29 protein-coding genes are annotated in these 25,226 nt (G+C 66.9%); 9 read left to right on the plus strand and 20 right to left on the minus strand.

What is annotated here, in order from left to right:
* Positions 1-520: 520 nt before the first annotated feature.
* Positions 521-814, minus strand: coding sequence for a hypothetical protein (locus PLZ73_10270; GenBank protein HOO78256.1), 294 nt, complete (start codon positions 812-814; stop codon positions 521-523).
* A 221-nt stretch (positions 815-1,035) separates the two neighbouring features.
* Here PLZ73_10270 and PLZ73_10275 point away from each other — a divergent pair, with 221 nt between their 5' ends.
* Genes PLZ73_10275 through PLZ73_10285 form a run of 3 tightly spaced genes read left to right on the plus strand, consistent with a single transcriptional unit; the run spans position 1,036 to position 1,894 of the window.
* Positions 1,036-1,338 carry a EutN/CcmL family microcompartment protein gene (locus PLZ73_10275; protein ID HOO78257.1) on the plus strand — a complete coding sequence of 101 codons (303 nt, stop codon included), beginning with the start codon at positions 1,036-1,038 and terminating at the stop codon, positions 1,336-1,338.
* Complete coding sequence (locus tag PLZ73_10280) at positions 1,335-1,601, plus strand: EutN/CcmL family microcompartment protein (GenBank protein ID HOO78258.1); 267 nt, start codon at positions 1,335-1,337, stop codon at positions 1,599-1,601. The genes PLZ73_10275 and PLZ73_10280 overlap by 4 nt, the downstream gene beginning before the upstream one ends.
* Positions 1,598-1,894, plus strand: a complete 297-nt coding sequence (locus PLZ73_10285; protein HOO78259.1) for a EutN/CcmL family microcompartment protein — start codon at positions 1,598-1,600, stop codon at positions 1,892-1,894. Before PLZ73_10280 ends, PLZ73_10285 begins: the two co-directional genes overlap by 4 nt.
* A 10-nt stretch (positions 1,895-1,904) precedes the next feature.
* Here the strand turns inward: PLZ73_10285 and PLZ73_10290 are convergent, their stop codons facing one another.
* The 5 genes from PLZ73_10290 to PLZ73_10310 all read right to left on the minus strand — a co-directional run bounded on the left by PLZ73_10290 (position 1,905) and on the right by PLZ73_10310 (position 5,960).
* The gene (locus tag PLZ73_10290; GenBank protein ID HOO78260.1) at positions 1,905-2,441 is read right to left on the minus strand and encodes a DUF4416 family protein; all 537 of its coding nucleotides are present in this window, start codon (positions 2,439-2,441) and stop codon (positions 1,905-1,907) included.
* A gap of 10 nt (positions 2,442-2,451) precedes the next feature.
* The gene (locus tag PLZ73_10295; protein HOO78261.1) at positions 2,452-3,654 is read right to left on the minus strand and encodes a family 10 glycosylhydrolase; all 1,203 of its coding nucleotides are present in this window, start codon (positions 3,652-3,654) and stop codon (positions 2,452-2,454) included.
* The gene (locus tag PLZ73_10300; GenBank protein ID HOO78262.1) at positions 3,654-3,797 is read right to left on the minus strand and encodes a hypothetical protein; all 144 of its coding nucleotides are present in this window, start codon (positions 3,795-3,797) and stop codon (positions 3,654-3,656) included. Before PLZ73_10300 ends, PLZ73_10295 begins: the two co-directional genes overlap by 1 nt.
* A 57-nt stretch (positions 3,798-3,854) precedes the next feature.
* Complete coding sequence (locus PLZ73_10305) at positions 3,855-4,211, minus strand: hypothetical protein (protein HOO78263.1); 357 nt, start codon at positions 4,209-4,211, stop codon at positions 3,855-3,857.
* Between the two features lie 339 nt (positions 4,212-4,550).
* Positions 4,551-5,960, minus strand: coding sequence for a sulfatase (locus tag PLZ73_10310; protein ID HOO78264.1), 1,410 nt, complete (start codon positions 5,958-5,960; stop codon positions 4,551-4,553).
* 203 nt (positions 5,961-6,163) lie between these two features.
* Here PLZ73_10310 and PLZ73_10315 point away from each other — a divergent pair, with 203 nt between their 5' ends.
* Positions 6,164-7,744, plus strand: a complete 1,581-nt coding sequence (locus PLZ73_10315) for a peptidylprolyl isomerase (GenBank protein HOO78265.1) — start codon at positions 6,164-6,166, stop codon at positions 7,742-7,744.
* A 24-nt stretch (positions 7,745-7,768) separates the two neighbouring features.
* On the opposite strand, the gene glyA is transcribed toward PLZ73_10315, so the two are convergent.
* Genes glyA through PLZ73_10335 form a run of 4 tightly spaced genes read right to left on the minus strand, consistent with a single transcriptional unit; the run spans position 7,769 to position 10,559 of the window.
* Complete coding sequence (glyA, locus tag PLZ73_10320; GenBank protein HOO78266.1) at positions 7,769-9,034, minus strand: serine hydroxymethyltransferase; 1,266 nt, start codon at positions 9,032-9,034, stop codon at positions 7,769-7,771.
* 14 nt (positions 9,035-9,048) lie between these two features.
* Positions 9,049-9,666, minus strand: a complete 618-nt coding sequence (locus PLZ73_10325) for an L-threonylcarbamoyladenylate synthase (GenBank protein HOO78267.1) — start codon at positions 9,664-9,666, stop codon at positions 9,049-9,051.
* On the minus strand, positions 9,663-9,872 hold the full coding sequence (locus tag PLZ73_10330; protein ID HOO78268.1) for a DUF6485 family protein: 210 nt from the start codon (positions 9,870-9,872) through the stop codon (positions 9,663-9,665). Before PLZ73_10330 ends, PLZ73_10325 begins: the two co-directional genes overlap by 4 nt.
* 18 nt (positions 9,873-9,890) lie before the next feature.
* A complete protein-coding gene (locus tag PLZ73_10335) occupies positions 9,891-10,559 on the minus strand; it encodes a YggS family pyridoxal phosphate-dependent enzyme (protein ID HOO78269.1) in 669 nt (222 codons plus the stop codon).
* Between the two features lie 127 nt (positions 10,560-10,686).
* Between PLZ73_10335 and folD the strand changes: the two genes are divergently transcribed.
* The 5 genes from folD to PLZ73_10360 all read left to right on the plus strand — a co-directional run bounded on the left by folD (position 10,687) and on the right by PLZ73_10360 (position 16,407).
* The gene (gene folD / locus PLZ73_10340) at positions 10,687-11,574 is read left to right on the plus strand and encodes a bifunctional methylenetetrahydrofolate dehydrogenase/methenyltetrahydrofolate cyclohydrolase FolD (protein HOO78270.1); all 888 of its coding nucleotides are present in this window, start codon (positions 10,687-10,689) and stop codon (positions 11,572-11,574) included.
* The gene (locus tag PLZ73_10345; GenBank protein ID HOO78271.1) at positions 11,571-12,677 is read left to right on the plus strand and encodes an AAA family ATPase; all 1,107 of its coding nucleotides are present in this window, start codon (positions 11,571-11,573) and stop codon (positions 12,675-12,677) included. The genes folD and PLZ73_10345 overlap by 4 nt, the downstream gene beginning before the upstream one ends.
* Positions 12,674-13,897: a molybdopterin molybdotransferase MoeA gene (locus tag PLZ73_10350; GenBank protein HOO78272.1), complete on the plus strand. Its 1,224-nt coding sequence runs from the start codon at positions 12,674-12,676 to the stop codon at positions 13,895-13,897. The genes PLZ73_10345 and PLZ73_10350 overlap by 4 nt, the downstream gene beginning before the upstream one ends.
* Positions 13,898-14,015: 118 nt before the next feature.
* Complete coding sequence (locus PLZ73_10355; GenBank protein HOO78273.1) at positions 14,016-14,822, plus strand: amidohydrolase family protein; 807 nt, start codon at positions 14,016-14,018, stop codon at positions 14,820-14,822.
* Between the two features lies 1 nt (position 14,823).
* On the plus strand, positions 14,824-16,407 hold the full coding sequence (locus PLZ73_10360; protein HOO78274.1) for an AAA family ATPase: 1,584 nt from the start codon (positions 14,824-14,826) through the stop codon (positions 16,405-16,407).
* A gap of 271 nt (positions 16,408-16,678) precedes the next feature.
* Here the strand turns inward: PLZ73_10360 and PLZ73_10365 are convergent, their stop codons facing one another.
* Genes PLZ73_10365 through moaA form a run of 10 tightly spaced genes read right to left on the minus strand, consistent with a single transcriptional unit; the run spans position 16,679 to position 25,115 of the window.
* Positions 16,679-17,641 carry a GDP-mannose 4,6-dehydratase gene (locus PLZ73_10365; GenBank protein ID HOO78275.1) on the minus strand — a complete coding sequence of 321 codons (963 nt, stop codon included), beginning with the start codon at positions 17,639-17,641 and terminating at the stop codon, positions 16,679-16,681.
* Positions 17,642-17,663: 22 nt separating this feature from the next.
* Positions 17,664-18,653, minus strand: coding sequence for a GDP-mannose 4,6-dehydratase (gmd, locus tag PLZ73_10370; GenBank protein ID HOO78276.1), 990 nt, complete (start codon positions 18,651-18,653; stop codon positions 17,664-17,666).
* Positions 18,650-19,258 carry a hypothetical protein gene (locus tag PLZ73_10375; protein HOO78277.1) on the minus strand — a complete coding sequence of 203 codons (609 nt, stop codon included), beginning with the start codon at positions 19,256-19,258 and terminating at the stop codon, positions 18,650-18,652. Before PLZ73_10375 ends, gmd begins: the two co-directional genes overlap by 4 nt.
* Positions 19,259-19,669, minus strand: coding sequence for a DUF1844 domain-containing protein (locus PLZ73_10380; protein HOO78278.1), 411 nt, complete (start codon positions 19,667-19,669; stop codon positions 19,259-19,261).
* A complete protein-coding gene (locus PLZ73_10385; protein HOO78279.1) occupies positions 19,669-22,281 on the minus strand; it encodes a pitrilysin family protein in 2,613 nt (870 codons plus the stop codon). The genes PLZ73_10380 and PLZ73_10385 overlap by 1 nt, the downstream gene beginning before the upstream one ends.
* Positions 22,278-22,658 (minus strand): hypothetical protein, encoded by a 381-nt coding sequence (locus PLZ73_10390; protein HOO78280.1) that lies wholly within the window; start codon positions 22,656-22,658, stop codon positions 22,278-22,280. The genes PLZ73_10385 and PLZ73_10390 overlap by 4 nt, the downstream gene beginning before the upstream one ends.
* Positions 22,651-23,166, minus strand: a complete 516-nt coding sequence (locus tag PLZ73_10395; GenBank protein HOO78281.1) for a hypothetical protein — start codon at positions 23,164-23,166, stop codon at positions 22,651-22,653. Before PLZ73_10395 ends, PLZ73_10390 begins: the two co-directional genes overlap by 8 nt.
* Positions 23,167-23,170: 4 nt before the next feature.
* A complete protein-coding gene (locus tag PLZ73_10400) occupies positions 23,171-23,680 on the minus strand; it encodes a MogA/MoaB family molybdenum cofactor biosynthesis protein (GenBank protein ID HOO78282.1) in 510 nt (169 codons plus the stop codon).
* Positions 23,677-24,144 carry a cyclic pyranopterin monophosphate synthase MoaC gene (gene moaC / locus PLZ73_10405; protein ID HOO78283.1) on the minus strand — a complete coding sequence of 156 codons (468 nt, stop codon included), beginning with the start codon at positions 24,142-24,144 and terminating at the stop codon, positions 23,677-23,679. The genes PLZ73_10400 and moaC overlap by 4 nt, the downstream gene beginning before the upstream one ends.
* A gap of 5 nt (positions 24,145-24,149) precedes the next feature.
* A complete protein-coding gene (gene moaA / locus PLZ73_10410) occupies positions 24,150-25,115 on the minus strand; it encodes a GTP 3',8-cyclase MoaA (protein ID HOO78284.1) in 966 nt (321 codons plus the stop codon).
* Between the last annotated feature and the right edge of the window lie 111 nt (positions 25,116-25,226).

Here is a 25,226-nt window from a genome sequence, read left to right on the forward strand (position 1 = left end):
CCGCGACAACGTTGGCGTAAGGGAACAGCGATCCCATCTTTTCTCCGTCCTTCTTCCCGGCCCTATCCATCAATGGGCCGGCTTTCACGTTGATATGCGCAAGCTTATCTTTTGCTTGATATTAGGCTGGCCGAGCACAACTAAACAAGCTCATTCCCGCAATCTTATCGACTATTTAGGGGAACATAGCGCACATAGCCGGGTCATAGTGTAAAACCTTATTTTTCCTCTTCCCCCTTATGCTCTTCATGGTGAAACTAAGATTACGCAGATCGGGGGAAAGGGATGGAACGTGGAAAAAGATTTCAATGCTAGGCACTCTGTTCTAAGCCCCCTACTCTCAACTCCTCCCTATCTGTGAAACCTACCGGCCGGAAGGCAGGTTCGTGGACTCCTTCAGAGGCTGCGGCGGGGGTCCCCCTACTGAATTCTGAATACTGTATTCTGAATTCACTCTCTATCTGTGTAAACCTGCCTGCCGGCAGGCAGGTCTGTGGACCCCCTCCCTTCCTTTCCCCTCCTATGCTCTCTGCTCTATGCTTCCCTCCCCCGAACCCTGAACCCTCTTCTTCCCTCCCCTTCCCCCTTCCTGAACCCCAAACCCTGAACCCTCTTTCCCCCTATGCTTCCCTCTCCTGAACCCTCTCTTTTCCCCCTCCGTGACCTCCGTGGTAATTCCCATCTCCTTCCCTTCATAAACTTCATGTCCTTCATGGTAGAATCCCCCTTCCTGAACCCCGAACCCTCTTTTCCCCCTCCGTGACCTCCGTGGTAATTCCCATCTCCTTCCCTTCATGAACTTCATGTCCTTCATGGTAGAATCCCCTTCCTGAACCCCGAACCCTGAACCCTGGTATTCCCCCTACATGTCTACATGGTGAATCCCCGCACCTGTCTGCCGTCAGGCAAGTCCTTCCTGAACCCCGAACCCTGAACCCTCTTCTTCCCCCTTCCCCCTGCCCCCTTCCCCCACCGATTTCCCTTGTCTCGCCGGAGGGCGGCCGGTAACCTTTTTTTGCAAGCGAGGAGAAGACGATGAAGTTCGCCCAAGTAGCCGGGACGGTGGTCGCCACCAAGAAGGACCCGCAGATGGAGGGGATCCCCTTCCTTCTCCTGCGCGATCTGGACGTGGAAAACCGGCCCGGGAAAGGCTACGTTGTCGCTTCCGACCCGATCGGGGCCGACCGGGGGGAAGTGGTCCTCTACTCCACCGGGAGTTCGGCCCGACAGACCGAGATCACCCGGGACCGCCCCAACGACGCCGTCATCCTGGCGGTGGTGGAGACCTGGGAGGTCGAGGGGCGTACGGTCTACCGCAAGGGGGAGGCCGAAGCGTGAAGCTGGGGCGCGTCATCGGAACCGTGGTCGCGGCCAAGCAGCTCGACTGCTTCCAGGGCGAGAAGTTCCTGATCGTCCAGCCCCTGGACGAGAACCTCAAGCCGGACGGAGAGCCCCTGGTGGCCAACGACACCCAGCAATCCGGCCCCGGGCAGATGGTCACCTACATCGGCGGACGCGAAGCCACCATCCCCCTGGGCGAGCCCTTCAACCCCTCCGACGCCGCCATCACCGGGATCGTGGACGAGGTCGCGCGCGGATGAAGATCGGGCGCGTCATCGGGACCGTGGTGGCGACCCTGAAGCTCCCCCACTACCGGGGGGAAAAGCAGCTGCTGGTCAAGCTGCTCGAACCCGACGGCTCGGATTCGGGGGATTACGTGGTGGCTTTCGACCGCTGCCAGGCCGGCGACGGGGACGTGGTTCTTCTCATCGACGAAGGCAATGGCGCCCGGCAGACGCTCCAGACCGGCCCCAAGGGGGTGGTGCGGGCGGTCTGCGTGGGTTTCGTCGACTCGGTCGACCTGGCTCCCGCCCCCAAACCGTTCGCTTCCTGAGCCGGACGCTCTACCCGGCTTTCTCCCGGTTGCGGCGAAGGCGGAACTCCTCGCGGGACCGGTCGAAAAACTCCAGGGTTTCCGGGTCCCGGTAATCGGGGTAGGTCCACTCCCAGGGCTTGAAGCCGCCCGCGACGAAACGGAGCGTGACCTCGGCCCGGATCCCGCCGCCGATGTAGATCCGCCAGGAAGCGTCCTTGGTCGAAGCCAGCACCAGGCGCGAGAGGTCGAGGTACCCCGGGTCGATGTTGACCTTCCTCTCTCCCCCTTCCGAGAGGGTTGCTTCCAGTTCGTTGCTGCGGACCTTGAGCTCCGCCAACTCCCCGGGGTCGATCAGACGCCGGAAGACCAGGTACCGCCGCAGGGGCTCCTCGCCCAGCTCCCGGCGGTAGTACGAACTCCAGACGAAGGGCCGGACCCGGCTGGCGGCTTCCCACTCCCCGAAGAGACCGCGGACGGCCGCTTCGCCGCGCTCCAGCCACTCCCGGTCGGCGGCCAGCAGACCCGCCAGCAGCTGCACCGGTTCGGGGGTTTCGATCCGGCCCACGGCCTTTCTCCTACCGTTTCCAGGGAAGCGGCGGGACGGGCGCGGGGGCGGGAAAATACTGCTTCCCCAGCAGGGCGAACAGCCCGGGGTCTTCGCAGAGGGCGTCGTAGGAGAAGAAGACGATCCCCGGCGCCGAGGCCGCGCGGGCGTCCTCGATCTCCTTGAAGAGGACGGGCAGCTTCTTCATGAGCAGGTAGGCGCCCAGTCCGATGTAGACCCGGCGCTTGGCCTGGGCGGCCAGGGCGGCGTTGGTAAGATACCGGGTCACCCGTTCGTCGGTACTGTAGTTCATGACCACCACCACGTCCAACAGCCCTTCCTCCAGCCACCGGCGCCAGTCCTGGAAGGAACTGAGGTAGGCCCGGTCCGCCCAGGCCACGGCGGCCGCCGAAACCGTCAGGGAGGGTTTGAGGCTCCGGGCCAGGTCGGTCACCGACTCCACGAAGACGTTGACCTGGAACCGGCGCCAGTTGTCCCAGGCCTGGCAGTTTTCCCTGGTCAGCTCCATCTTCAAAGGATCGAGTCCGGTCCACTCCCGGAACCGGGCGGCGCTCTCCGCGCCGTAACCGAAATCGCGGCGCCCCGCCCAGAGGGAGCCGCCGGTCGCCGATGCGTAGGGGTAGCGGATGAAATCGAGATGGACCCCGTCCACCCCCGGGTACTTCCGGATCAGTTCGGCGATCACTTCCAGCAAATAGCGGCAGACCCGCTTGTCCCCGGGGTCGAGCCAATACCCGCCGTCGGGGAGCAGTTCGGGTTTGTAGTCCGCCAGCGACTTCCCGGCCCCGTCCCGGGTGACGACCTCGCGGCCGAGCCGGCGCACCACCGGCGCGGAGAGATCCTTCCCGATCCGGAACATGTTCATCCAGGCGTGAACCTGGATGCCGGCGGCGTGCGCTTTCTGGAGCAGGTAGGAGAGCGGATCCATCTTTTCCCGGGAAAAGACCGTCCGGTAGGGGGTGGCGTCGGCGATGGCGCTGTTGAACCAGGCCCGGTCGTGGCGGTAGACCTGGACGTAGAGGACGTTGAAATTGCCGGCGCGGGCACGCTCCACCAGTTGGTCGATCCGTTCCCGGGTGTCGAGGGTGGCGTTGGTCCCCTCGCACTCGACCCAGAGGCCCCGGGCTTCGGCCCTTCCCGGGGCCGGACGGGCCAGGCAGGCGGCGGCGGCGAGAAGGACGAGTAAAAGGCGCGGACGCCGGCGGGAAAGCATCAATAGGGGACTCCGAAGTTGGGCTGGTTCTCCCAGGGTTCGGGCTCGGCCCAGGGAAGAGAAGAATCGTCGTGGGTGGTGGTGCACCCCGCCGCCAGGACGGCCAGAACGCCCAGGAGTACGAGCGCGATCGCGTATTTCATGGAAACCTCCGCCGGTAGCTGATCAGCCGGTATAGTAGAAGAGAGCCCCGGCCGCCGTCAAGGGGCGCCGGGGGCGCGGCGGGCCCGGATATAATACTGCGCCCCCAGCGGCAGGCGCCCCAGGACCCGCGCGACCGCGGCCGGCGGCGCCAGGCCGGGAGGAAAAAACAGAAAGTAACCGCCGGCGACGGGAGCCAGACCGGCGCGGCGGAGGAGTCCGGCCAGGCGACGGCGCGGGATCAGGCGCGTGCCCCGGTCCAGGGCGCAGGCTTTGACCGCGCGGACGGTGAGGGGGTTGAGAGGGTTGTGTTCGAAGACGAAGAGGTCGCCGCCTGCCCCCAGCAGGGACCGGACCGCGGCCGCCACGCCGGGCAGCTCCGGCGGGGGCACGTGGTGGAAGACGCACGCCGCCACGACCAGGTCGAACCCGTTCCCTTCCCCGGCCAGCTCTCCGCGCTCGGAAACCGGACCCCCGGATAAGCCCGGCGGGCGATTTCCACGCAGCCGGGGGCGGGATCGTAGGCCGTGATCTCCGCCGAGGGGAAAAGCCGGGCCAGGTGCCCGAGGCCGCGACCGGTTCCGCAGCCGAAATCCAGGATCCGCCGCGGCGGCCGCTGGCGCGCCGCCCGCACGACTTCGATCTTGGCCCGCCAGTAGTAGGCAAGGTCCCCGCCCCACCGACCCAGGCTTTCCCGGATCAGCTCCTCGCAGTCGCCGGCCCGGCGGTCGAAGAAGTCGGGGGAGCGGACGGCGTCAGAAAACATAACCCAGGGCCCGAAGCCGTTTGACGGTTTCTTCGTCGGGCCGCAGGAGCTCACCTTCCTCTCCTCCGGACCCTCCGGGAGCCGCGGCTCGGAACCGGTCCACCCAGGCCCGGAGCAGGCGCAGAAGCCGCCGCGCTTGTTCCGGCTCCTCCCGGATGAGGTTGTTCTCTTCCCCCGGGTCCCGGGCCAGGTCGTAGAGTTCTCCGCGTTCCGGGGCCAGCCGTTTCCCGGTGTCCGCCGGCGTCACCAGCTTCCACGAGCCGCTGGTGACCGAGAGCATACCGCCCCGGGACTGGGGAGCGAGCTTGCGGTACCTGACCTGGGAGAAGCGGGGCAGGCCGCCGTCTTCCCCCCGGGCGAGCGGGACCAGGCTCCGCCCCTCCGGGCGCCACTCCGGCGGCGGCTCCATCCCCGCCAGCTCCAGGCAGGTGGGGGCGAGATCGAGGACCGACACCGTTCCCGACACCCTTTTCCCCCGCGGCAGCTTCTCCCCCGGGGCCCGGACGATCAGGGGAACGTGGATCTCCGGTTCGTAGAGCCGGTCGCCGTGGTCGAAAAAGTAGTCGTGCTCGAACCCTTCCCCGTGGTCGGCCGTGAGGACGACGACCGTGCGCTCGAGCAGGCCGCGCTTTCTCAGGCCCTCGATCAAGGCGCCCAGGCAGGCGTCGACCCAGCCGATCTCCCCGTCGTAGAGGGCCTCGAGCTTGCGCACGTCGTCCGCGGCGGGAGAGACCCCTTCGAGCACCAGGCCGCTCCTCACCCGCTCCAGCCGCTCCCGCTCGGCGGGAGCGGCATCCAGAAACCTGCGTGCGTATTCATCGGGGGGGTTGTAGGGGCCGTGACAGTCGTAGTAGTTGAGGAAAATGAAGAACGGCTTATCCTCCCGGTCGATGAAGTCGAGGCAGAGATCGGTGACCCGGTCGCTCCGGCTGTTCTGCCGGAAGGGTTCGAGGTAGAGGTCGAAACCCCGGTCGAGACCCAGTTCCCGACGCAGGGTCGGGGCCTGGACGACGGCCGCCGTGCGGTACCCCCGGTCCCGGAAAATCCCGGGCAGGACGGCGCAGGCCGGCCGCAGCGGGCGGTCGGGCCAGTTCGAAGCGATGCCGTGGCCCTCGGGGTAGAGCGAGGTCAACATGCTGGCGTGGGCCGGGGCCGTCACCGGCATGACCGTCCCCGCCTGTTCGAAGAGCACTCCTTCCCGGGCCAGGGCGTCGATGACGGGGGACGTTCCCCCCGGGTACCCGTAGCAGCCGAGATGGTCCGCCCGGAGCGTGTCCAGCGAGATCAGGATGACGTTGAAAGGGGGCGAAAAAACGCCGGCGAGGTAGAGAACGAAGCAGAAAACCCCCGCCGCGCCCGCCGCCGTGATCGCCATCCTGAGCGTTCGTTTCATCCCCATACCGGGCCTGCTCCCCGGGAAACGTTTCCCGGGTGGAGCGGCCGGGGTCACGGTAAACCTTTTTCCGTCCTGGTTCAATACAATCCCGGGCCGGGTCCGCCATTCAGATCGAGGTTGCCTTGCCGCCGGGCCGGTTATAGTATTCCTTTTTACTTTCCCGGCGCCGTCCGGGAAAGCCGGAATCCGTTACCAAGAGGTCGATAATGCTTCAGGGAATGCGCAACAACGCCAAGCACGTGCTGATCCCGCTCACCGTCATCGTCATCATCGGGATGGGGGGGTACGGGGTCTGGTACCTGGTCCGGCCCGAGCAGACCCCCGCCAACCGGGTGGGAGTCATCTGGGGCCGGGAAGTCTTTATCAGCGAGTTTCTCCCCATCTACCGCGGATACCAGCTCCTGGCCGCGGCCTCGAATACGGCCGTGGACAACCAGGACCTGCTCCGGCAGACCTGGCGCCAACTGCTGCTGGACGGGGAAGCCCGCCAGGTCGGGATCGAGGCCGCCCGGACGGAGATGACGGCCCTGATCGGGGCCATCCCCCTCTTTCAGATCGACGGCGCCTTCAACCAGGAACTCTACCGCCAGCGGCTCACCGGCATCCAGCTCGGAGTCGCCAACTTCGAGGAGTTCATCGCGGGCCTGATCCGGACCGAGAAGCTCAACGCCCTGGTCGCGGATTCCACCCTGGTCTCCCCGGCCGAGGTCGAGGATTTCTACCAGAGAGTCAACGGCTCCGTTCTCTTCGACTACGCCGTCGTCGACAGCGCGGACACGCCGGCGCCGGAGGCGCCCGGCGAGGAGGTCATCGGCGAATATTACCGCCAGCACGCGGGCGCGTACGAAGTCCCGCCCCAGGTCGAGATCTCCTATCTGCTCATCCCCTATTCCCGCTTCGCCGCCGAAACCTCCCCCGGAGCGGAAGAGATCGAAGCCTATTACCGGGACAACCTCTCCTCCTTCGCCGAGGGGACGGGGGAGCCCGCTCCCCTGGAGGAAGTCCGGGACGGGATCGCCGACGCCCTGGTTCTGCGCGGAGCGATCGAGGGAGCCGAACAGGAAGCCTGGGAACTCGACCGGCTCTTCGGCGGCGAGGCGACCCTGGAGCAAGCCGGCCAGCGCGAAGGGATCGAGATCGAAACCGCCGGGCCCTTTGCCCAGGACGGACCCGTCCCCGGGCTGCCCGGGGCGGAGGAGATCGCCCGGGAAGCCTTCCGGATGGCCGTCGGGGACGTCAGCTTCCCCATCGCCTATCCCGGCGACGCCCCGGAGGGGATCGTCTTCTTCCGGGTCGACCGCAAGACCGAACCGCGCCTGCAGAGCCTGGACGAAGCCCGCCTGGACATCGTCGCCAATCTGACCGACGAGGCGATCGCTCGCGCCACGCTGGAGCGGGCCCAGGAAGCCCTGGCCAAGATCGACTCCGCCATGAAGGAAGAGAAGCTCGGGTTCCGGGAAGCGGCCGCGGCCGCGGGTCTGGAAACGGTCGCCGCCGGGCCGATCAACCTGGAGGACGAGAGCGAATCGGGGCCGCCCGCCAACCTGGTCACGGTCGCCTTTCTGACCCCCGTCGGCTCCGTCTGCGGCCAGGTCGTTCCCCTGGAAAACGGCTACGGGATACTGGAAGTCACCGAAAGGCGCCCGGCCGCGCCCCTGCCCGAGGAGGACCGCGATCTCTGGAAAAAACGGGCGCTGCAGGTCAAACGTTCCGTGGTCTACCTGGAATGGGTCAGGAACCTGGAAGCCCGGGCGAACATCGAGGCGGGGGCCAACTTCCGGCCCTGAAACGGGCCGGCCGGCGGCCGGCGCTCACCCGGGCCGCGCCCATGCCGCCCGCAGGGAAGGATAGAGGGGAAACGCCGAGGTCAGCTCCCGTACCTCTTTCCGGACCCGCTCCCTGACGGCCGCGTCGCCCGGCGCCTCGAGCACGTCCGCGATCCACTCCCCCACCCGGCGGAACTCGGCTTCGCCCAAACCCCGGGTGGTCGCGGCCGGCGTCCCCAGCCTGATCCCGCTGGTCTTGGTCGGGGGCAGGGGGTCGAAGGGGATGAGGTTGCGGTTGCAGACGATCCCGGTCTCCTCCAGGAGCACGTCGGCCTCGGCCCCGGTCATCCCCCGCTCCCGAAGATCGACCAGGAGCAGATGGGTATCGGTTCCCCCCGAAACCAGGGGGAAACCCCGGGCGCGGAGCGTTTCCCCCAGGGCCCGGGCGTTCTTCACCACCGCCTGCTGGTACTCGGCGAACCCGGGCCGCAGCGCTTCCCCGAACGCCACCGCCTTGGCCGCGATCACGTGCATGAGCGGGCCGCCCTGCATCCCCGGGAAAACCCGGCTGTCCAGCTTGCGGGCATACGCTTCCCGGCAGAGGACCATGCCTCCCCGGGGACCGCGCAGGGTCTTGTGGGTGGTCATGGTCACGAACTCGGCTTCGGGGACCGGGTCGGGGTGGAGCTTCGCCGCCACCAAGCCGGCGATATGAGCGACGTCGGCCAGGAGCACCGCGCCGGCTTCGTCGGCGATCTGACGGAACCGCCGGAAATCGAGGACGCGGGGGTAGGCGCTGGCCCCGCAGATGATCAGACGGGGGCGGTGGCGCAGGGCCAGATCGCGGACCCGGCCGTAGTCGATCAGGCCCGATTCCGGTTCGACCCCGTAGGAGACGACGTCGTAGAAGCCCCCGGAAAAATTAATCTTCATCCCGTGGCTGAGGTGCCCTCCGTGGGCCAGATCCATGGAGAGGATGGTCTCCCCGGGCTTGAGCGCCGCCATGAGGACGGCCAGGTTGGCCTGGGTCCCCGAATGGGGCTGAACGTTGGCGTGGTCGGCGCCGAAGAGCGCCAGGGCCCGCTCCACGGCCAGGCTTTCGACCCGGTCCGCCCATTCGCACCCCCGGTAGTAACGCCGCCCCGGGTAACCCTCGGCGTACTTGTTGGTCAGGGGGGTCCCCATGGCCGCCAGGACTTCGGGGCTGGCGTAGTTTTCGGAAGCGATCAGAATCAGCTCCCGGTCCTGCCGGTTGATCTCCTCCTCGATGCACCGGGCGACTTCGGGATCGGTTTTCCATAACGTCTGCATCCGTCTCTCTCCTTTTACCCGGCGCCGGCCTCCGGGACGGTCCCCAGGCATTCCCCGATCTCGTCGGGAGTCACCGGGCCCGTCCGGACCACCACCGGGCGCTCGCCCGTCAGGTCCACGACGGTCGACGGTTCGCCCCCCCCCACGGCTCCGGCGTCCAGGATCACGTCCACTCGGTCTCCGAATATACTCGCCGCGGCGGCGCCGGTCGAGACCGGGTTTTCCCCGCTGCGGTTGGCGCTGGTGGCGGCGAAGGCCACGCCCGCCGCCCGGACCAGGGCCCGGGCCGTGGGATGGTCGGGGCAGCGGAATCCTACGGGCCGGCCGGAGGGCGCGGTCAGGACCAGGGTCAGGGGCCCGGGCCAGAACCGCGCCAGGAGCGGGCGCCAGCGCGGCGCCACCAGTTCCCGCGCTTCCTCGGGATCGGCGATGAGCCGGGCCAGCGGTTTCTCCGGAGGGCGGCCCTTGAGCCGGTAGAGACGTTCGACCGCGGCGGGGTTCTCCCCGTCCAACCCGATTCCGTACACGGTCTCGGTGGGGAACACCACCAGGCCGCCCCGGCGGACGGCGGCGGCGGCGGCAGCCAGGGCCCGGGGTTCGGGCCGCGCCGGATCGATGGGGAAAACGGTCACCAACGTCGGCCCCGGTCCCGATAGAGCCGGACGAAATTTTCGATGGAACGGTCCCAGCTCTTCTCGGCCTCGTCCGGAAAATAACAGGCGGGCAGCTCCCCCATCTCCCGGTGGTAGGCGATGCATTCGCAGCATACCCCCTTGCGCTCGCAGGGGGAGTAGGTGCAGTTGCACGCGGCCAGGTTGCGGTCCCGTCGGCATTCCATCGTCGCTTTCCTCTCCGCTCAAACCGCCGCCGGGCGGGGCCCGAAGATGGCGGTCCCGACCCTGATCAGGGTGGCGCCTTCCTGCACCGCGACCGGGTATGAGTTGCTCATCCCCATGGAGAGAACCTCCATGCGGGCGCGGCCCGGGAGGCGCTCCCCCAGCCGCTCGAAGAGCCGGCGGGTTTCGACGAAATAAGGCCGCGCCTCTTCCGGATCCCCGGTGAGGGGGCCCATGGTCATCAGCCCCTCGACCCGCAGATGGGGCAACTCCGCCACCTCTTCCAGAAGCGCGGGCGCGTCCTCGGGGAAAACCCCGTGCTTCTGCGGTTCTCTCCCGCTGTTGACCTCGATCAGCACCGCCATCGCCCGGCCCAACTCGGCCGCGCGTCTGTCGATCTCCCGGGCCAGCTTCAGGGAATCGAGCGTTTCGATCATGTCGAAAAGCTCCAGGGCGGCGCGGACCTTGCGACGCTGCAGATGGCCGATGAAATGCCAGCGGGCCGGGGCGCGGACCAGGGGCCGCACGGAACCGGCTTCCTGGAGATAGTTCTGCCCGATGACGGAAACGCCCGCGGCGATCGCCTCTTCCACCTCCGCGGGGGACCGGCTCTTGGCGGCGGCCGCCAGAGTGACTCCTCCGGGGATCTCCTCCAGAATGCGGCGGATGTTGTCGGCAATCGAACCCATGGGTGACCTCCTTGACGCGGTGCAGTATAAGCGCGGCGCCGCGGGAGCGCAACCCGGGAGACGGCGCCGAATCGTGCTTGCGGGGAGCGCACGGGCGGATTATCCTTGGCTGTTCGGAAGGAGCCGGATGATGGCGCGGATACTGGATGGAAAGAAGATCGCTCGGGCGGTGCGGGAAGAGGTGGCGGCGGACGTGCGGGCAGCGGCGGCGCGCTGGGGGCGCCGCCCCGGGCTGGCCGTGGTCCTGGCCGGCTCCCACCCGGCTTCTCAGGTCTATGTGGGGATGAAGCAGCGGGCCTGCGCCGCCGCCGGGATCGCCTCCTTCGAGCACCGCCTGGGGGACGGGGCCGGGGAATTGGAACTCCTGGAACTGGTCGCCGCCCTCAACCGGGACGAGCGGGTCGACGGCATCTTGGTGCAGCTCCCCCTGCCCGCCGGGGTCGACGAAAGCAGGATCCTGGAGGCGGTCGATCCGCTCAAGGACGTCGACGGATTCCACCCCCTCAACGTCGGGCGCCTCTGGCGGGGGGAACCGTGCCTCGTCCCCTGCACCCCCGCCGGGGTGATCGAACTGCTGGCCCGTTCCGGCATCCCCGTCGAGGGGCGCCATGCCGTCATCGTCGGGCGCAGCGCCGTCGTCGGCCGCCCCCTGGCCGGCCTCTTCCTGCGCAAATCCCCCCGGGGCAACGCCACCGTCACCGTCTGCCACAGCCGGACCCCCGATATCGGCCGCGTCGCCGCGGCCGCGGACATCCTGGTGGCCGCGATCGGCCGGCCCCGGTTCATCACCGCCGACATGGTCCGGGAGGGGGCGGTGGTGATCGACGTCGGCATCAACCAGGTGGGCGCCACCCCCGAGGGGAAACGGATCCTGGTGGGCGACGTCGATTTCGAGGCGGTGAAGGAAAAGGCCGCCGCCGTCACCCCCGTGCCCGGGGGAGTCGGCCCCATGACCATCGCCATGCTCATGCGCAACACCCTCGAGGCTTTTCGCCTCCGGCAGGAGCTTCGATGAGCAAACCGGTCCGTCTGTATGTTTCCGCCACCAGGCAGAACGACGGTAAAACCATCGTTTCGCTGGGGCTGATCAATTCCCTGCGCAAGCGGTTCGACCCCATCGGCTACATCAAACCGGTGGGCCAGCAGTATCTCGACATCAACGGCGAGAGGATCGACAAGGACGTCGTTCTCATGCAGCGGATCTACGCCTTCGCCGACCCGCTCGCCGCCATGAGCCCGGTCGCCATTCCCCGCGGCTTCACCGAAGACTACATTCGAAACCCCTACCCGCGCCGGATCAAGCAACTGGTCGTCGACAGCTTCAACCGGGTGGCGGAGGGCAAGTCCCTGACCCTGATCGAAGGAACCGGCCACGCCGGGGTGGGATCGGTGTTCGACCTCTCCAACGCCGAAGTGGCCCGGCTGCTCGAGGCCAAGGTCATCATCGTCAGCCTGGGGGGAGTGGGCAAGCCCATCGACGAAATACTGCTCAACAAGTCGATGTTCGACCACTACGGGGTCGAGATCCTGGGGGTGATCCTGAACAAGGTGCGGGGGGAAAAGTTCGACAAGGTGAACACCCTGGTGCGCAAGAGCCTGGAATCGCGCGGGCTGAAGGTGCTGGGAATCGTCCCCTTCGACCAGGTGCTCTCCATCCCCACCCTCCGGGAAATAATCTGGGCGATCAAGGGGGAGCTCATCTCCGGCCACGACCGGATCGACGCTCAGACCGGGAAATACGTGATCGGGGCCATGCCCCTCTCCACCGCCCTGGACTTTTTCACCGGCCGCTACCTCCTGATAACCCCGGGAAACCGGGAGGACCTGATCATGGCCTCCCTCACCCACGCCCTCACCGAGGATCAGACCGACACCGACCTCAGCGGGATCATTCTGACCGGGGGGATCCTCCCCCACCGCAACATCCTGCGACTGATCCGCAAGACCGGCTACCCCCTGGTGGCGGTCAAGGACGACACGTACACCATCACCTCCAAGATCGCCGGGCTCCAGTTCAAGATCAAACCCGAGAGCGTGGGGAAGATCGCCGAAACCCAGACCCTGATCGAAAACAACGTGGACATCGACCTGTTGGAAAGGCTTCTGCGCGGCCAATGAGCCTGGAGCCGATCGAAGCGATCCGGGCCCTCATTCTGGAAGCGATCGAGCCCCTCCCCCCCCGGCCGGCGCCCCTGGCGGAAGCGGCGGGCCGGACCGCGGCACGGGACTATCGGGCGACTTCCGCGCTCCCCCCTTTCTCCAACTCCGCCATGGACGGATACGCGCTCCGCTCCCGGGACACCGCGGGGGCCGCGACGGGGGCGCCGGCGGTTCTTTCGGTGACGGCGGAAATCCCTGCCGGAGGCGCCGCCGGGCCGGCCCTGGGGAGGGGAGAAGCGGCGGCGATCATGACCGGGGCCCCCCTCCCCCCGGGGGCCGACGCGGTGGTCCCGGTGGAAGAGGTGGAGACGGGAACCTGGTCGCGGTCGGGCCGGGTCGGCATCCTCTCCCCGGTGCCGGAAGGGGCCTGGGTGCGGAAAGCCGGCTCGGCGCTGCTCCCCGGAACCCTGATAATCCCGAAAGGACGGCTGCTCCGGCCCCAGGAAATCGCCATCCTGGCCGCCCTGGGCATCGCCGAAATCGAAGTCTACCCCCGTCCCCGGGCGGCCCTGATCTCGACCGGGGACGAACTGACGGAGACGGGCCGGGCGCCGGAGGAGGGGAAGATCCGGGACTGCAACCGGGCCCTCCTGCGCGCCCTGGTCGAGGGCGCCGGCGGCGTCGCGGTCGATTGCGGAATCGCCGGGGATCGTCCCCATGCCCTGGAGGAACGGCTGGAGCGGGCGGCGGGGACCGACTTGATTCTGACCTCGGGGGGCATCTCGGCCGGCGCCCGGGACGAGGTGGTCCCGCATCTGCGGCGGTGGGGGGCGGATATCCGCCGGTACCGTATCCGGATGCGGCCGGGCAAACCTTTCGCCTACGGGTTCATCCGGGGGCGGCCGATCTTCTGCCTCCCGGGGAACCCGGTCTCCGTCTATGTCTCCTTTCTGCAGTTCGTCCGCCCCGTTCTGCTGCGCCTGCAGGGGCGTCCGCCGGAAGAACCCCCGGAAGCGACGGGAACCATGGGGGCCGATTTCGCCTGCGCCGAAGACCGGGTTTTTTTCGTCACCGCCCGGGTGGCCGAAACGCCGGGAGGCCCCGAGCTTTTCCCCACCGGCCCGCAGTCGTCGGGCGACCTCTTCTCCCTGGTTTCCGCGCAGGGCCTGATCCGGGTCGAACCCGGAACGGCGACCCTGAAACGCGGAGACCGGGTCCGCTTCATCCCCCTCGCCTGATTTCGGGTCGGACGACCGCGGCGGGCGAAACTTCAATTTTAGCTTGGCCCGCGCCCGGCGGCGGCGGTATCGTTGGCCCAGACCGGGGGGAAACCGCCCCGGAAGCTACGGAGCCGCGATGCCGGGAATAATCGACTTTCACACGCATGCCTTCCCCGATACCTTGGCCGAAAAAGCCATGGGAGTCCTTCTGAAAAGTTCGGGGGATGCCCCGGCTTACCATGACGGGACCATCGCCGGCTTGGTGGCCTCGATGGACCGGGCCGGTATCCGGACGGCGGTCCTGGCTTCCATCGCCACCCGCCCCGGCCAGTCCTCCAGCATTCTGGAATGGTCCCGGTCGGTGAGGAGCGAACGGATCGTACCTCTGGGCTCGATCCACCCCCTCGCTCCCGACCCGGCCGCGGAGGCCGAGGCGGTGGCGGCCGCCGGGCTGCCCGGGATCAAGCTTCACCCCATGTACCAGGAGTTCGAATTCGACGACCGCCGGCTCTACCCGCTCTACGAGGAACTCAGTTCCCGCGGCCTCGTTCTACTCACCCATGCCGGCTACGACATCGCGTTCGGGGGGAACCGGCAGGCCTCGCCCGAAAAAATCCTCAAGGTTCATCGCGATTTCCCCGACCTGAAACTCGTCGCCGCCCATCTGGGGGGATGGAGGCTGTGGGAGGAAGTCCTGGAATTCCTGGCCGGGGAGGACATCTACCTGGAGACTTCGATGGCCCTGGGCGAAGGCGACCCGGGCGTGCTCGCCGCCATCATCGGCCGCCACGACCCCGGCCGACTGCTCTTCGGATCGGATTCACCCTGGGGCGACCAGTCCCGCGAAGTCGAAACCTGGAACAACTATCCCCTCCCGGAGGCGGCGCGGGCGGCCTTGTTCTCCGGCAACGCCGCGCGGTTGTTGGGAAGGAACGGAACCTGAGATGACCGACGAACCCGAAAAAAAAGATACCCGCGGCGCTCCCGACTTCCAGGAAATGGCCCGGGAGGTGGGGGAGTACATCCGCAAGCGTTTCGGGACCGCCCCGATCGTAACCTTCGCCGCCCCCCAGGGGGCCGCCGCCCCTACCCCTCCCCCCGCGCCCGAAGCGGACCGCGAGTTCACGCTGCGCTTCGATTACACCCCCCGGCAGGTGAAGGAGTACCTCGACCGGTTCGTCATCAAGCAGGAAGAGGCGAAAAAAGTCCTCTCCATCGCGGTCTGCGACCACTACAACCACGCCACCCGCGATCTCGGCCACGAGGCCGATTACGACTACAGCAAGCAGAACGTGATCATGCTCGGACCGACCGGCGTCGGGAAAACCTACCTGGTCAAATGCATCGCCCGCCTGATCGGGGTCCCTTTCGTCAAGTCGGACGCCACCAAATACAGCGAAACCGGGTACGTCGGCAAGAACGTCGAAGACATGGTGCGCGAACTCGTGCAGCGGGCCGAGGGCGACATCCGCCTGGCCGAATACGGCATCATCTACATCGACGAAGTGGACAAGATCGCCGGATCCTATTCCCTTTCCGGGAAGGACGTCAGCGGGGCCGGAGTCCAGCGCAACCTGCTCAAGCTGATGGAAGAGACCGAGGTCCCCCTGCGCGACCCCCAGGACATGACCGCCCAACTGGAAGCGATGATGGAATACCAGCGGGAAGGCAAGGTCAAGAACAAGGTCATCAACACCCGCAACATCCTCTTCATCGTCAGCGGCGCGTTCGAGGAGCTCGGGGAGGTGGTGCGCCGCCGGATCGGTCGGCAGGCGGTCGGGTTCGGGGCCGAAAACAAACTCTCCCGGAACAAATACCACTACCTGGCCTCGGCGGCGACCGAGGATTTCATCGCCTACGGGCTGGAACCTGAGTTCATCGGCCGGCTTCCGGTCCGGGTCTGCCTGGAAGAACTCGACGAGGAGGATCTTTTCCGGATCCTTTCCGGGTCCGAGGGCTCGGTGATAAAACAGTACATCGCTTCCTTCCGGTCGTTCGGCATCTCCCTGGATTTCACCGAGGCCGGGCTGCGGCGGATCGCCGCCATGGCCGGACGCGAGAAAACGGGGGCGCGGGGCCTGGTCACCGTCTGCGAACGCCTCCTGCGGGATTTCAAATACGAGTTGCCCTCCACCGCGGTGCGGGCTTTCACCGTCGACGAATCCCTGATCGACGACCCGGGGAAGACGCTGCGGCGCTTGACGGCCGACGCCGACTCCGACGCCCGGCGGGAAACGAACGAGGCCGTCGCGCGCTTTGCCCGGGCCTTCCTGGCCGAACACGGCATCCGCCTCGCCTTCACCCCGGGAGCGGCCGAGCTGGCGGGGGAACTGGCGCGGGAACGCGGCCTCTCCCCGGAGCGGCTCTGCGCCGACCTGCTCGCCGATTTTCCTTACGGGCTGCGCCTGGCCTACGGGGAGGAAGGCGAAATCTCCTTCCGGGTCACCCGCAGCGCCCTGCGCAACCCGCGGCAGCATCTGACCCGCCTGGTCAAACGCCTGCGGGACGCCTCCGGCCCCGGCGACTGACTCAGTCGAGCCGAAATCTATTGCCCCCCGCGGGGAATGGGGATATAAGGGGAACGCCGGCCGGCGGGTCCGCGACCGCCGCCGGGCGCCGGGGAGCGAAGATCGGGAGAGGGGGTCGGCGAACAACCGCGGGCAAGGGAGGCGCACTACCCATGAAAGGCCAGGAACGCAAGAAAGAAGCGAAGAAGCCCGCCACCAAGTCCATCAAGGAAAAACGGGCGGAAAAACGGGCCAAGAAACAGGGCCCGGCGTTTTAATCCGGCGGCGCGCTTCAGCCGCGGGCCAGGCGGGAGCGCCAATACGCCAGGGTGTCGTCCAACCCCGCCTCCAGGTCCAGGGCCGGGGCCCAGCCGGTGTCGCGGCGGAAAGGCGAATAGTCCCCGACCACGGTCGGGATCTCGTTGACGCGGAGGCGGTCCCGGTCGGAGACGATCTCGATCGGGATACGGGCCCGCTTCAGCAGCATCTCCAGGATGTCCCCTACCCGGTAGGCCCGGCCCGAACAGATATTGTAGGTCGCTCCGGAAACCCCGCGCTCCGCGGCGGCCAGGTACCCCTTCACCATATCCCGGACGTCGGTGAAATCCCGGGCGGCATCCAGGTTGCCGACCCGGATCCGGGGATCTCGGCGGCCCGCTTCGGCCTGGGCGATCTGTCGCGCCCAGTCGGAGACGACGAAGTCCGACCGCTGGCGGGGACCGAAGTGGTTGAAGGGACGGACCACGACCGTGTCCAGGGAAGCGTCGCGCTGGTACATGGCGGCGATCTCTTCGGCACAAAGTTTGCTTAACCCGTAGATATTGACCGGGCGCAGCGCGTGGGAATCGGTCAAGGGGCCCGTCCCCGGCTCCAACTCCCCGTAGACCTGGGAAGAGCTGATCAGGACCAGGCGGCGGGGACGGTCTTTCCGGGCGGCGGCGGAAGCCACGTGCAGGAAACCCTTGGCGTTGATGTCGAAGACCAGGGCCGGATAGTGCTGGGCGTAGGGGATGAAGGCGACCGCGGCCAGGTGGAAAATGCAGTCGGGATCGAATTCGCGGATGACCCGGCTCATCGCCGTCTGATCGAGCAGGTCGAACTCCCGCAGGACCATCCGGGGAAGAAAATCCTCGATATTGCTCCGGGAGATGCCGGGGCGGTCCGTGCCCGCCACCCTCCACCCCTCCTGGAGCAGGAGTTCGGCCAGGTGGCTCCCGGCGAAACCGGCGACACCGGTTATAAGGGCGGTCGGCAACGGCGCTCCCTCCTCCCGGACCTCAAGGCCGGATCACTCCCTGCTCGATCATCCGTTCGATCTTGCGGATGTCCTCGTCGACCATCATCCCGATCAGGTCGTGGAAGGAGACCCGCCGTTTCCACCCCAGCTCCTTTTCCGCCCGGGAGGCGTCCCCCAGAAGAATGTGGACCTCCGCCGGGCGGTAGAACGCGGGATCGACGACCACGTACTCGCGGTAATCCAGGCCCGCGCGCTCGAAGGCGACCCGGCAGAGTTCTTCCACCGAATGAGTCTCTCCGGTGGCGATGACGTAATCCCGGGGGGCGTCCTGCTGGAGCATGAGCCACATCGCCTCGACGTAGTCCCCCGCGAACCCCCAGTCCCGCTTGGCTTCGAGGTTGCCCATCCTCAGTTCGCGTTGGAGGCCGGCCTTGATTTTGGCCACGCCGTAGCTGACCTTCCTGGTCACGAACTCCAACCCCCGGCGGGGAGACTCGTGGTTGAAGAGTATCCCCGAAACCGCGAAGAGATCGTAGCTTTCGCGGTAGTTGACCGTGATCCAGTGCCCGTAAACCTTGGCCACTCCGTAAGGGCTGCGCGGGTAGAACGGCGTCTTCTCGGTCTGGGGGCTTTCCTGGACCTTCCCGAACATTTCGCTCGAAGACGCCTGGTAGAAACGGATCGCGGGGTCGACCTGCCGGATGGCTTCCAGCATCCGGGTCACTCCCAGACCCGTGACTTCGCCGGTGAGGATGGGTTGGTTCCATGAGGTGGGGACGAACGACTGGGCCGCGAGGTTGTAGACCTCGTTCGGACGGCAGAGGCTGAGGGCCCCGATCAGCGAATTCTGGTCGATCAGGTCCCCCTGGATCAGTTCAATCCCTTCCTGGAGCAGGTGCTCGACCCGCTCCAGGTTCATGGTGCTGCTGCGGCGCTGCAGGCCGAACACCCGGTAGCCTTTCTCCAGGAGGAATTCGGCGAGGTAAGACCCGTCCTGGCCGGTGATGCCGGTTATCAATGCCGTTTTCATCGATCCTTCGTCCTTTCCGGGGAATCCCCTTCCGAAACCTCTTCCCGGTCTTCCCCTGGGTTCTCGTTTTCTCCGCTCCCCTCGGCAGCCGTTTTTTCCTGTTCCATAAGCGCCTTGATCTCGGCTTCCACCGCTTCCGCCTCGGAAAGCGTCAGTTCCGGGTCGCGGATGATCAACGTGTCCCCCCGCTCCCGGTGTTCGTAAATCGTGTAGGGTCCGCTGTCCGGATCCCGACCACGGCCGCGGACCAGCAGGATTTTCTTCCGCTCCTGGAGGAGGGCGAGAATGAAGCAGACCCGGACGTGCGCGGGCTCCTCGGAATCGATGAAACGATCCAGCAGCCGCTGCACGATGTCCCGCTCGATCGGCTCGGATTCCTCCTTTTTCTCTTTCAAGCGGCGGAAGACGGCCCTCCAATAGGCCCTTCCTTCGCCCCCCCGGGACGCCTCCGGGCCCCTCCCCCGCCAGCAACCTTCGCAGAAATCCGACCGGACCGGCTCTTCTCCCCCGAAATCGAGAAGACAGTGATAGCTCTGTCCCACTTCAAAAGCGGTTTCGCACGCGCGGCAGGAACGGCTCCGGGACTTGATTTCCCAATTCCGCATTCAGGCCCGTTTCTCTTGGTCTTCGCCCTCCGCGGACGGCTCGGGGCCGTCCGGGGTCCCTTCCTCCGCCGGAGGGGAAATCTCCGCCTCCGTCGGCGGGGACGGTTCCTCGGCGGGGGCCGGCGGGCGGCGGCGTTCCTTGACGAAATTGATCTGGAGGTCGCTGATCGTATTGTCGAGGATCGCGGCCTCTTCGGGATCGAGGTTCCCGGCGGTCTTGGTCCGGAGCATGGAGAGAACGTCGATGAAGCCCTGGGCGGCGTCCAGGTTTCTGACGGCTTCCCCCGTCTCCGGATCGGCCAGCTTGCCCATGCTTTGATAGGCGGAAAGGCTGATCATGGAGATCAGGGAAACGAAGCGGACCGAATCCATGTCTTTTTTGTTTTCGTTGCTGTCTTTTTCCCGGGTCATCAGTCTTCCTCCCGTGCGTCGCTTTCGGTCGCGTCCGGCGGCCGGGCGGGGCCCACCACGGCCAAACCGTAATCATCAACAAAGAGGTACTTGCGCGCAACCTCTTTCAGGTCATCCGGGGTCACCGCCTCGATCTTCTCCGGATAGTGGAGGTAGCGGTCGTACCCCAACCCGTAGAGTTCGTCCAGGGCGCAGGAGAACGCCAGCCCCGCGTTGGTCTCGTTGTCGAAAAGAAACCGCCCCAGCAGGCGCTCGCGGACGATCTGCAGATCCGCGGCGGAGACGCCCTCATCGGCGATGCGGGCGATCTCGGACCGGACGGCGGCGGTCACCGCTTCCTGGCGGCCGGGGACGGTGCCGGCGTAAAAAACGAACGACCCCGGCAGCAGCCCCAGAATCTGATACGCCCCGATATAGTAGGCCAGGCCTTCCTGCGCCCGCACTTTGAGGAAGAGCGGCGAAGCCAGGCCGTTGAGGTGTGCGGCCAGCGCTTCGAGGGGATAGTTGTCGGGAGAGGAGAGCGACGGGGCCGGAAACCCGAGGGCGACCACCTCCTGCCGCGCACCGGGCTTTTCTCCCCGGCGCAGGCGCGGACCGCCCGCCGGCGGAGCCGGCGAGGGCGGGCTCAGCCGCTCGCCGGGGGGGAGGGCCCCCAGGAATTCCTCCCCCAGCCGCCGGGCGTCGGCGGCGTCGATATCGCCGAATACGGCCACGACCCCGTTCCGGCCGCAGTAGATACGCCGGTAAAATTCTGCCAGTTGGTCCCCGGTGATTCCGGAGACCGCGCCGGCGCGGCCCAGAACCGGGAGCCGATAGGGACCTTCGGGGAAAACGGCTTCGAGGAGCAGATCCCGGGCCAGGCCTTCCGGGGTGTCGTCCCGCGCCCGGATGGCCGCCAACAGGGCTTCCCGTTCCTTCTCCACTTCCGCGGGGGGAAAGACGCAGTCGGTGAGCAGATCCCCCAGCAGTTCCATGGTTTCCCGGAAGCGGTCGGGCGTGCATTCCAGGGAGATTCCGGCGCTGTTGCGGGCCGAATAGGTTTCCAGCGAACCGCCGAAATTCTCCATCGCCGCGGCGATCTCTTCCGCGGTCCGGGATCCCGTTCCCCGGTCGAGCAGGCGCGCGGTCAGGGCGCCGATCCCGTTGGTTTCCCCGTCCTCCGCCAAAACCCCTCCGCGGAACACCGCGCGGAGGGAGATCAGGGGCAGGGACCGGTCCTCCCGGACGAGCAGGGTCAGCCCGTTGGAGAGAATCTGCCGGGTGACCGGACCCGGGGCCGGGATCGCCCGGGGCGACGCCGGGAACTCCCGGGCACGGGGGAGGATCCGGACCGACGTCGCCCGGGCCGGGTCCAGGTACCGGCGCGCCGCTCTCTGCACGTCTTCGGCGGCGACGCCCGCTATTCCTTCCAGGTAGCGGCGGGAGAAATCCAGGCTGCCCGTGAGCAGGTAGTTCGCCCCCAGGTCTCCGGCCAGACCCTCCGCCGTTTCCAGCGAGTGCAGGTAATCGGTCCGCACGCGCAGGCGCGCCTTCTCCAGTTCTTCCGCCGAGACCGGTTCCTCCGCGAAACTCCGCAGCACCTTCAGAACCGCCTCTTCGGCCTCGTCCTCCCGGCCCGGTTCGCAGACGGCTTCGACCACGAACAGCCCGGGCCAGTACGGAGTGTAGGAGTAGGCGTCCACCGAGTAAACGATCCCCTTTTCCCTGACTTCGCGGAAGAGCCGCGAGCTCCGGCCCCGGCCCGCGAGCAGGGCCAGGACGTCGAGCGGGTAGAGGTCGGGGGAGTGGATGCTGGGGATATGAAACGCCAGCGCCATCCGGGACAGGTCGACGTCCATCGCTTCCGAGGCCCGGCGGGGAGAGAGTTGGCGCGGCTCTTCGGGGATGCCTTCCGCGGGATAGTCCCTCCGGGGAATGTCCTTCATGATCCGTCCGGCGGCCGCGAAGAATTTTTCGGGATCGATATCGCCCGCGCCGATCAGAACCGCGTTGTTGGGGACGTAACGGCGGCGGTAATAGCTTTCCAGTTCCGCGGGCGTCAGCGCTTCCAGAAGTTCGGGGTAGCCGATCACCGGCAACCGGTAGGGGTGCGCCAGGTAAGCGGTCTCCCACATCAACCGGGAGAGCCGGCTGTCCGGCTCGTCCATCTTCATGGCGATTTCCCGGAGGACGACCTTCTTTTCGGTCTCCATCATCTCGGGATCGATTTCGATCCCGAAGACCAGCCGAGTCAGCAGCTCCAACCCCCGTTCCCAGTTTCGGGAAGGCAGGCGGACGTGAAAAACGGTGCGGTCGAAGGAGGTGAAGGCGTTGACGTCCCCGCCCAACGCCTGAACGGCCCGGGGGATTTCGCCGTCGGAGCGGCCTTCGTCCCCCTTGAAGGCGAGGTGCTCGAGCAGATGGGACATCCCCGACCCCGCTCGTTCGCCTTCGAAGACGCTCCCCGCCCTCACCCAGATCTGCAGGGCCGCGACCGGCTCCCCGCGGTCTTCGGCCACGACCGCGGCCATGCCGTTGTCGAGGGTGCGCGAAACCGCGGGGAGCCCCCGTTCGGCGGCGGCCGACGCCGCGGCCAGGACCAGCGCCAGGGAGGGGAGAAGAAACGCCCTCATGACGCTCCGGCCGGACCCGGCTTGAGGAAGGGCTCCTCGAAGGCCTGATAAAAATCGTATCCGGGATGGAAATCTTCCCGGCTGTCCTTATCGGTCTTTCCCATCAAGTCGTTCTCCACCAGGTTGAAAACGATCTCCCCGAAATCGGCGCACCGGGAAACCCCCCAATGGTTGAGCACCTCCCGGCTGAGGGGGCCGTAGGATTCCAGGGCATAGCGGCGGATTCCTTCCAGCAGTTCCTGGCCGGTGACGTGCCGGCGTTCGCCCAACTCCTCGATCAGGAACCCCAGGGCGCCGTTGACGAACAGGTAGGCGTCGATGCGGTAACGGGGGTCGCGGGCGACCACCTCCGATAGTTTTTGGAGGTATTCATTCATGGTCGGATCCGAACATGGCCAGGTAGCGGCGCTGTTCGTCGGCGCTCAGGGACTCGAAATTGGCCTGCTTCAGGGCCAGGTAGGACCCCTCGGCCACCGAGGCCAGAAGTTTGATTTCGCGCATTTCCTGCTCGGCCCGCTCCCGGTGGAAGAAAGTGGAGTCGGTCACGGCCTGGGGGTTGTCGTGGAGAAACCGCTTGAGGAAACTGGTGTCCTCCTTGAGGATCTCCTCGTGCCGGACCAGAAACTCGACCGTCCGGGCCGAATCCAGCAGGAGGCGCAGAAAGCGGATGAAGTCGCGCTCTTCCCGGGTGCCTTCCTCTCCCCTCAGGGCGAACTGGGCGCCCCCGTAGGCGGCCTGAAGGGCTTTGGCCACGGTGCCGATCAACCTCTGGCGGGAATTGAGGGGGCGCCCTTCGAAGGAGAATTTGAGCAGATCGAGAAATTTCCCGTAATAGCGGTCGCGGATGGCCAAGTGGACGGGACGGTTGATGTTGGCTCGGCCCACGCTTCTACCCTCCTTCCGCTCCCCGCCCGCATTCGCGGACGCCGCCGGACGCCACCGCCAGGGCGTGGGGTACGATCGGAGCCAGCAGGGGCCAGCTTTCTTCCACCGCGCGGGGGCTGCCGGGGAGGTTGACGATCAGGGTGCGGCCCCTCACCCCGGCCACGCCCCGGGAGAGAACGGCGGCGGGGTTCTTCCGTCGCCCCTGCGCGCGCAGCAGTTCCGGAATACCCGGAACCTGAAAATCCAGGAGAGGAACGGTGGCTTCCGGCGTGCGGTCCCGGGGAGAGAGCCCGGTGCCCCCGCTGGTCAGGATCAAGTCCGCGCCGGCGCCTTCGATCAGGTCCACGATCTCCCGGGCCAGAGCCTCGGGTTCGTCGGGAATACGCCTGACCGGAAGCGCTTCCCAGCCTTCCCCCTCGGCCAATTCGACCAGGAGCGGACCGGAAAGATCCGGCCTCTCCCCGCGGCTGGCGCTGTCGCTGAGGACCACGATCCCGACCCGGAAACCGTTCATTCCCGTTCTTCCTTATGCTTGGAGACCAGGCGGATTTTTTCGATGATCATTCCTTTATCCACGGCTTTGGCCATGTCGTACACGGTCAAGGCGGCGGCGGCGACCGCGGTCAATGCCTCCATCTCCACGCCCGTGCGGGCGACGGCGGTCACCTCGGCGGAGATCCTGATCCGGGAACGAAGGGGGTCGGGTTCCACCTCGACCTTGATCCGGGTCAACGGCAGCTGGTGGCAGAGGGGAATAATCTCCGCCGTCCGCTTGGCCGCCTGGATCCCGGCGACACGGGCGACGGCGAAGAGGTCGCCCTTTCCCAGACCCTTCCCCGCGGCCAGCTCCAGGGTGGCGGGCGCCACCGCCACCGAGCCGGCGGCCACGGCGGTTCGAACCACGGGGTCCTTCCCGGTGACGTCGACCATGCGGGCGCGGCCGCGGCCGTCGAGATGGGAAAAATCTTCAGACGTCATCTTCGTCATCCTCCGATCGCGGACATCCGTATCGATCCGGAATCCGGACTTGAAACCATGTGCCGAACGGGTTTGGCGGCGACGGCGGCGTCCAGCATCCGGGCGATCTCGCCGTCGCCGGCGCCGGATCTGAGCGCCGTTTTCAGATCCGATTCCTCCTCCGAAAACAGGCACGTGCGCAGCCCGCCGGCGGCGGTCAAGCGCAGGCGCCGGCAGCTGCGGCAGGTATCGCAGGTCAGCGGGGAGATGAACCCCACGGTCAGGTCCCCCGACCTCCAATACCGGGCCGGCCCTCCGCCTTCTATCCCCGAAGCCTCCTCCAGAGGATAGCGCGCGCCGATGATCCGGCGCACCCGCTCGCCGCTTAAAAATCCCGGCGCGGGCCGGCTCCCGGAACCCAGGACCGGCATGAGTTCGATGAAGCGCACGATGAAGCCCCGCCGGCGCGCGAAGTCGGCCAGGGGCAGAATCTCGGACTCGTTGACCCCGGCGACGATCACGGCGTTGAGCTTGATCGGAGCGAAACCCAGCCGGCGCGCGGCTTCGAGTCCGGCCAGGACCAGCCCGACGTCGCCCCCGCGGGTCAAGCGGCGGTAGAGACCGGGATCGAGAGCGTCCAGGCTGACATTGAGGCGCCGCAGGCCCGCTTCCTTGAGCGGGGCCGCCTCGCGCGCCAGCAGGCAGCCGTTGGTGGTCAAGGAAAGGTCCTCGACGCCGGGGACGGCGGCGAGAAGGCGGACGAGCGCGGAAACGTCCCGCCGCAACAGCGGCTCGCCCCCGGTGAGCCGGAAACGGCGGAAACCACGGGCGGCCGCGACCCAAACCACCCGCGCGATCTCTTCGAACCTGAGGATTTCCCGATGTTCCAGCCGCGGCACTCCTTCCGGAGGCATGCAGTAGAGACAGCGCAGCTGGCAGCGGTCGGTGACCGAAATCCGCAGGTAATCGACTTCGCCCCTGGATTTTTGCATACGATTCTCCGCCGGAGAACAGCCTCGGGTTGCGTGTTATGATATTATATCAAATAAATACCGGGGCCGGATACGCCGGAATGCCGCCTCCCCCGAGGGGGCGGCGGCCGC

Source organism: bacterium, from assembly GCA_035380285.1.
Classification (GTDB): Bacteria; Auribacterota; Erginobacteria; order Erginobacterales; family DAOSXE01; genus DAOSXE01.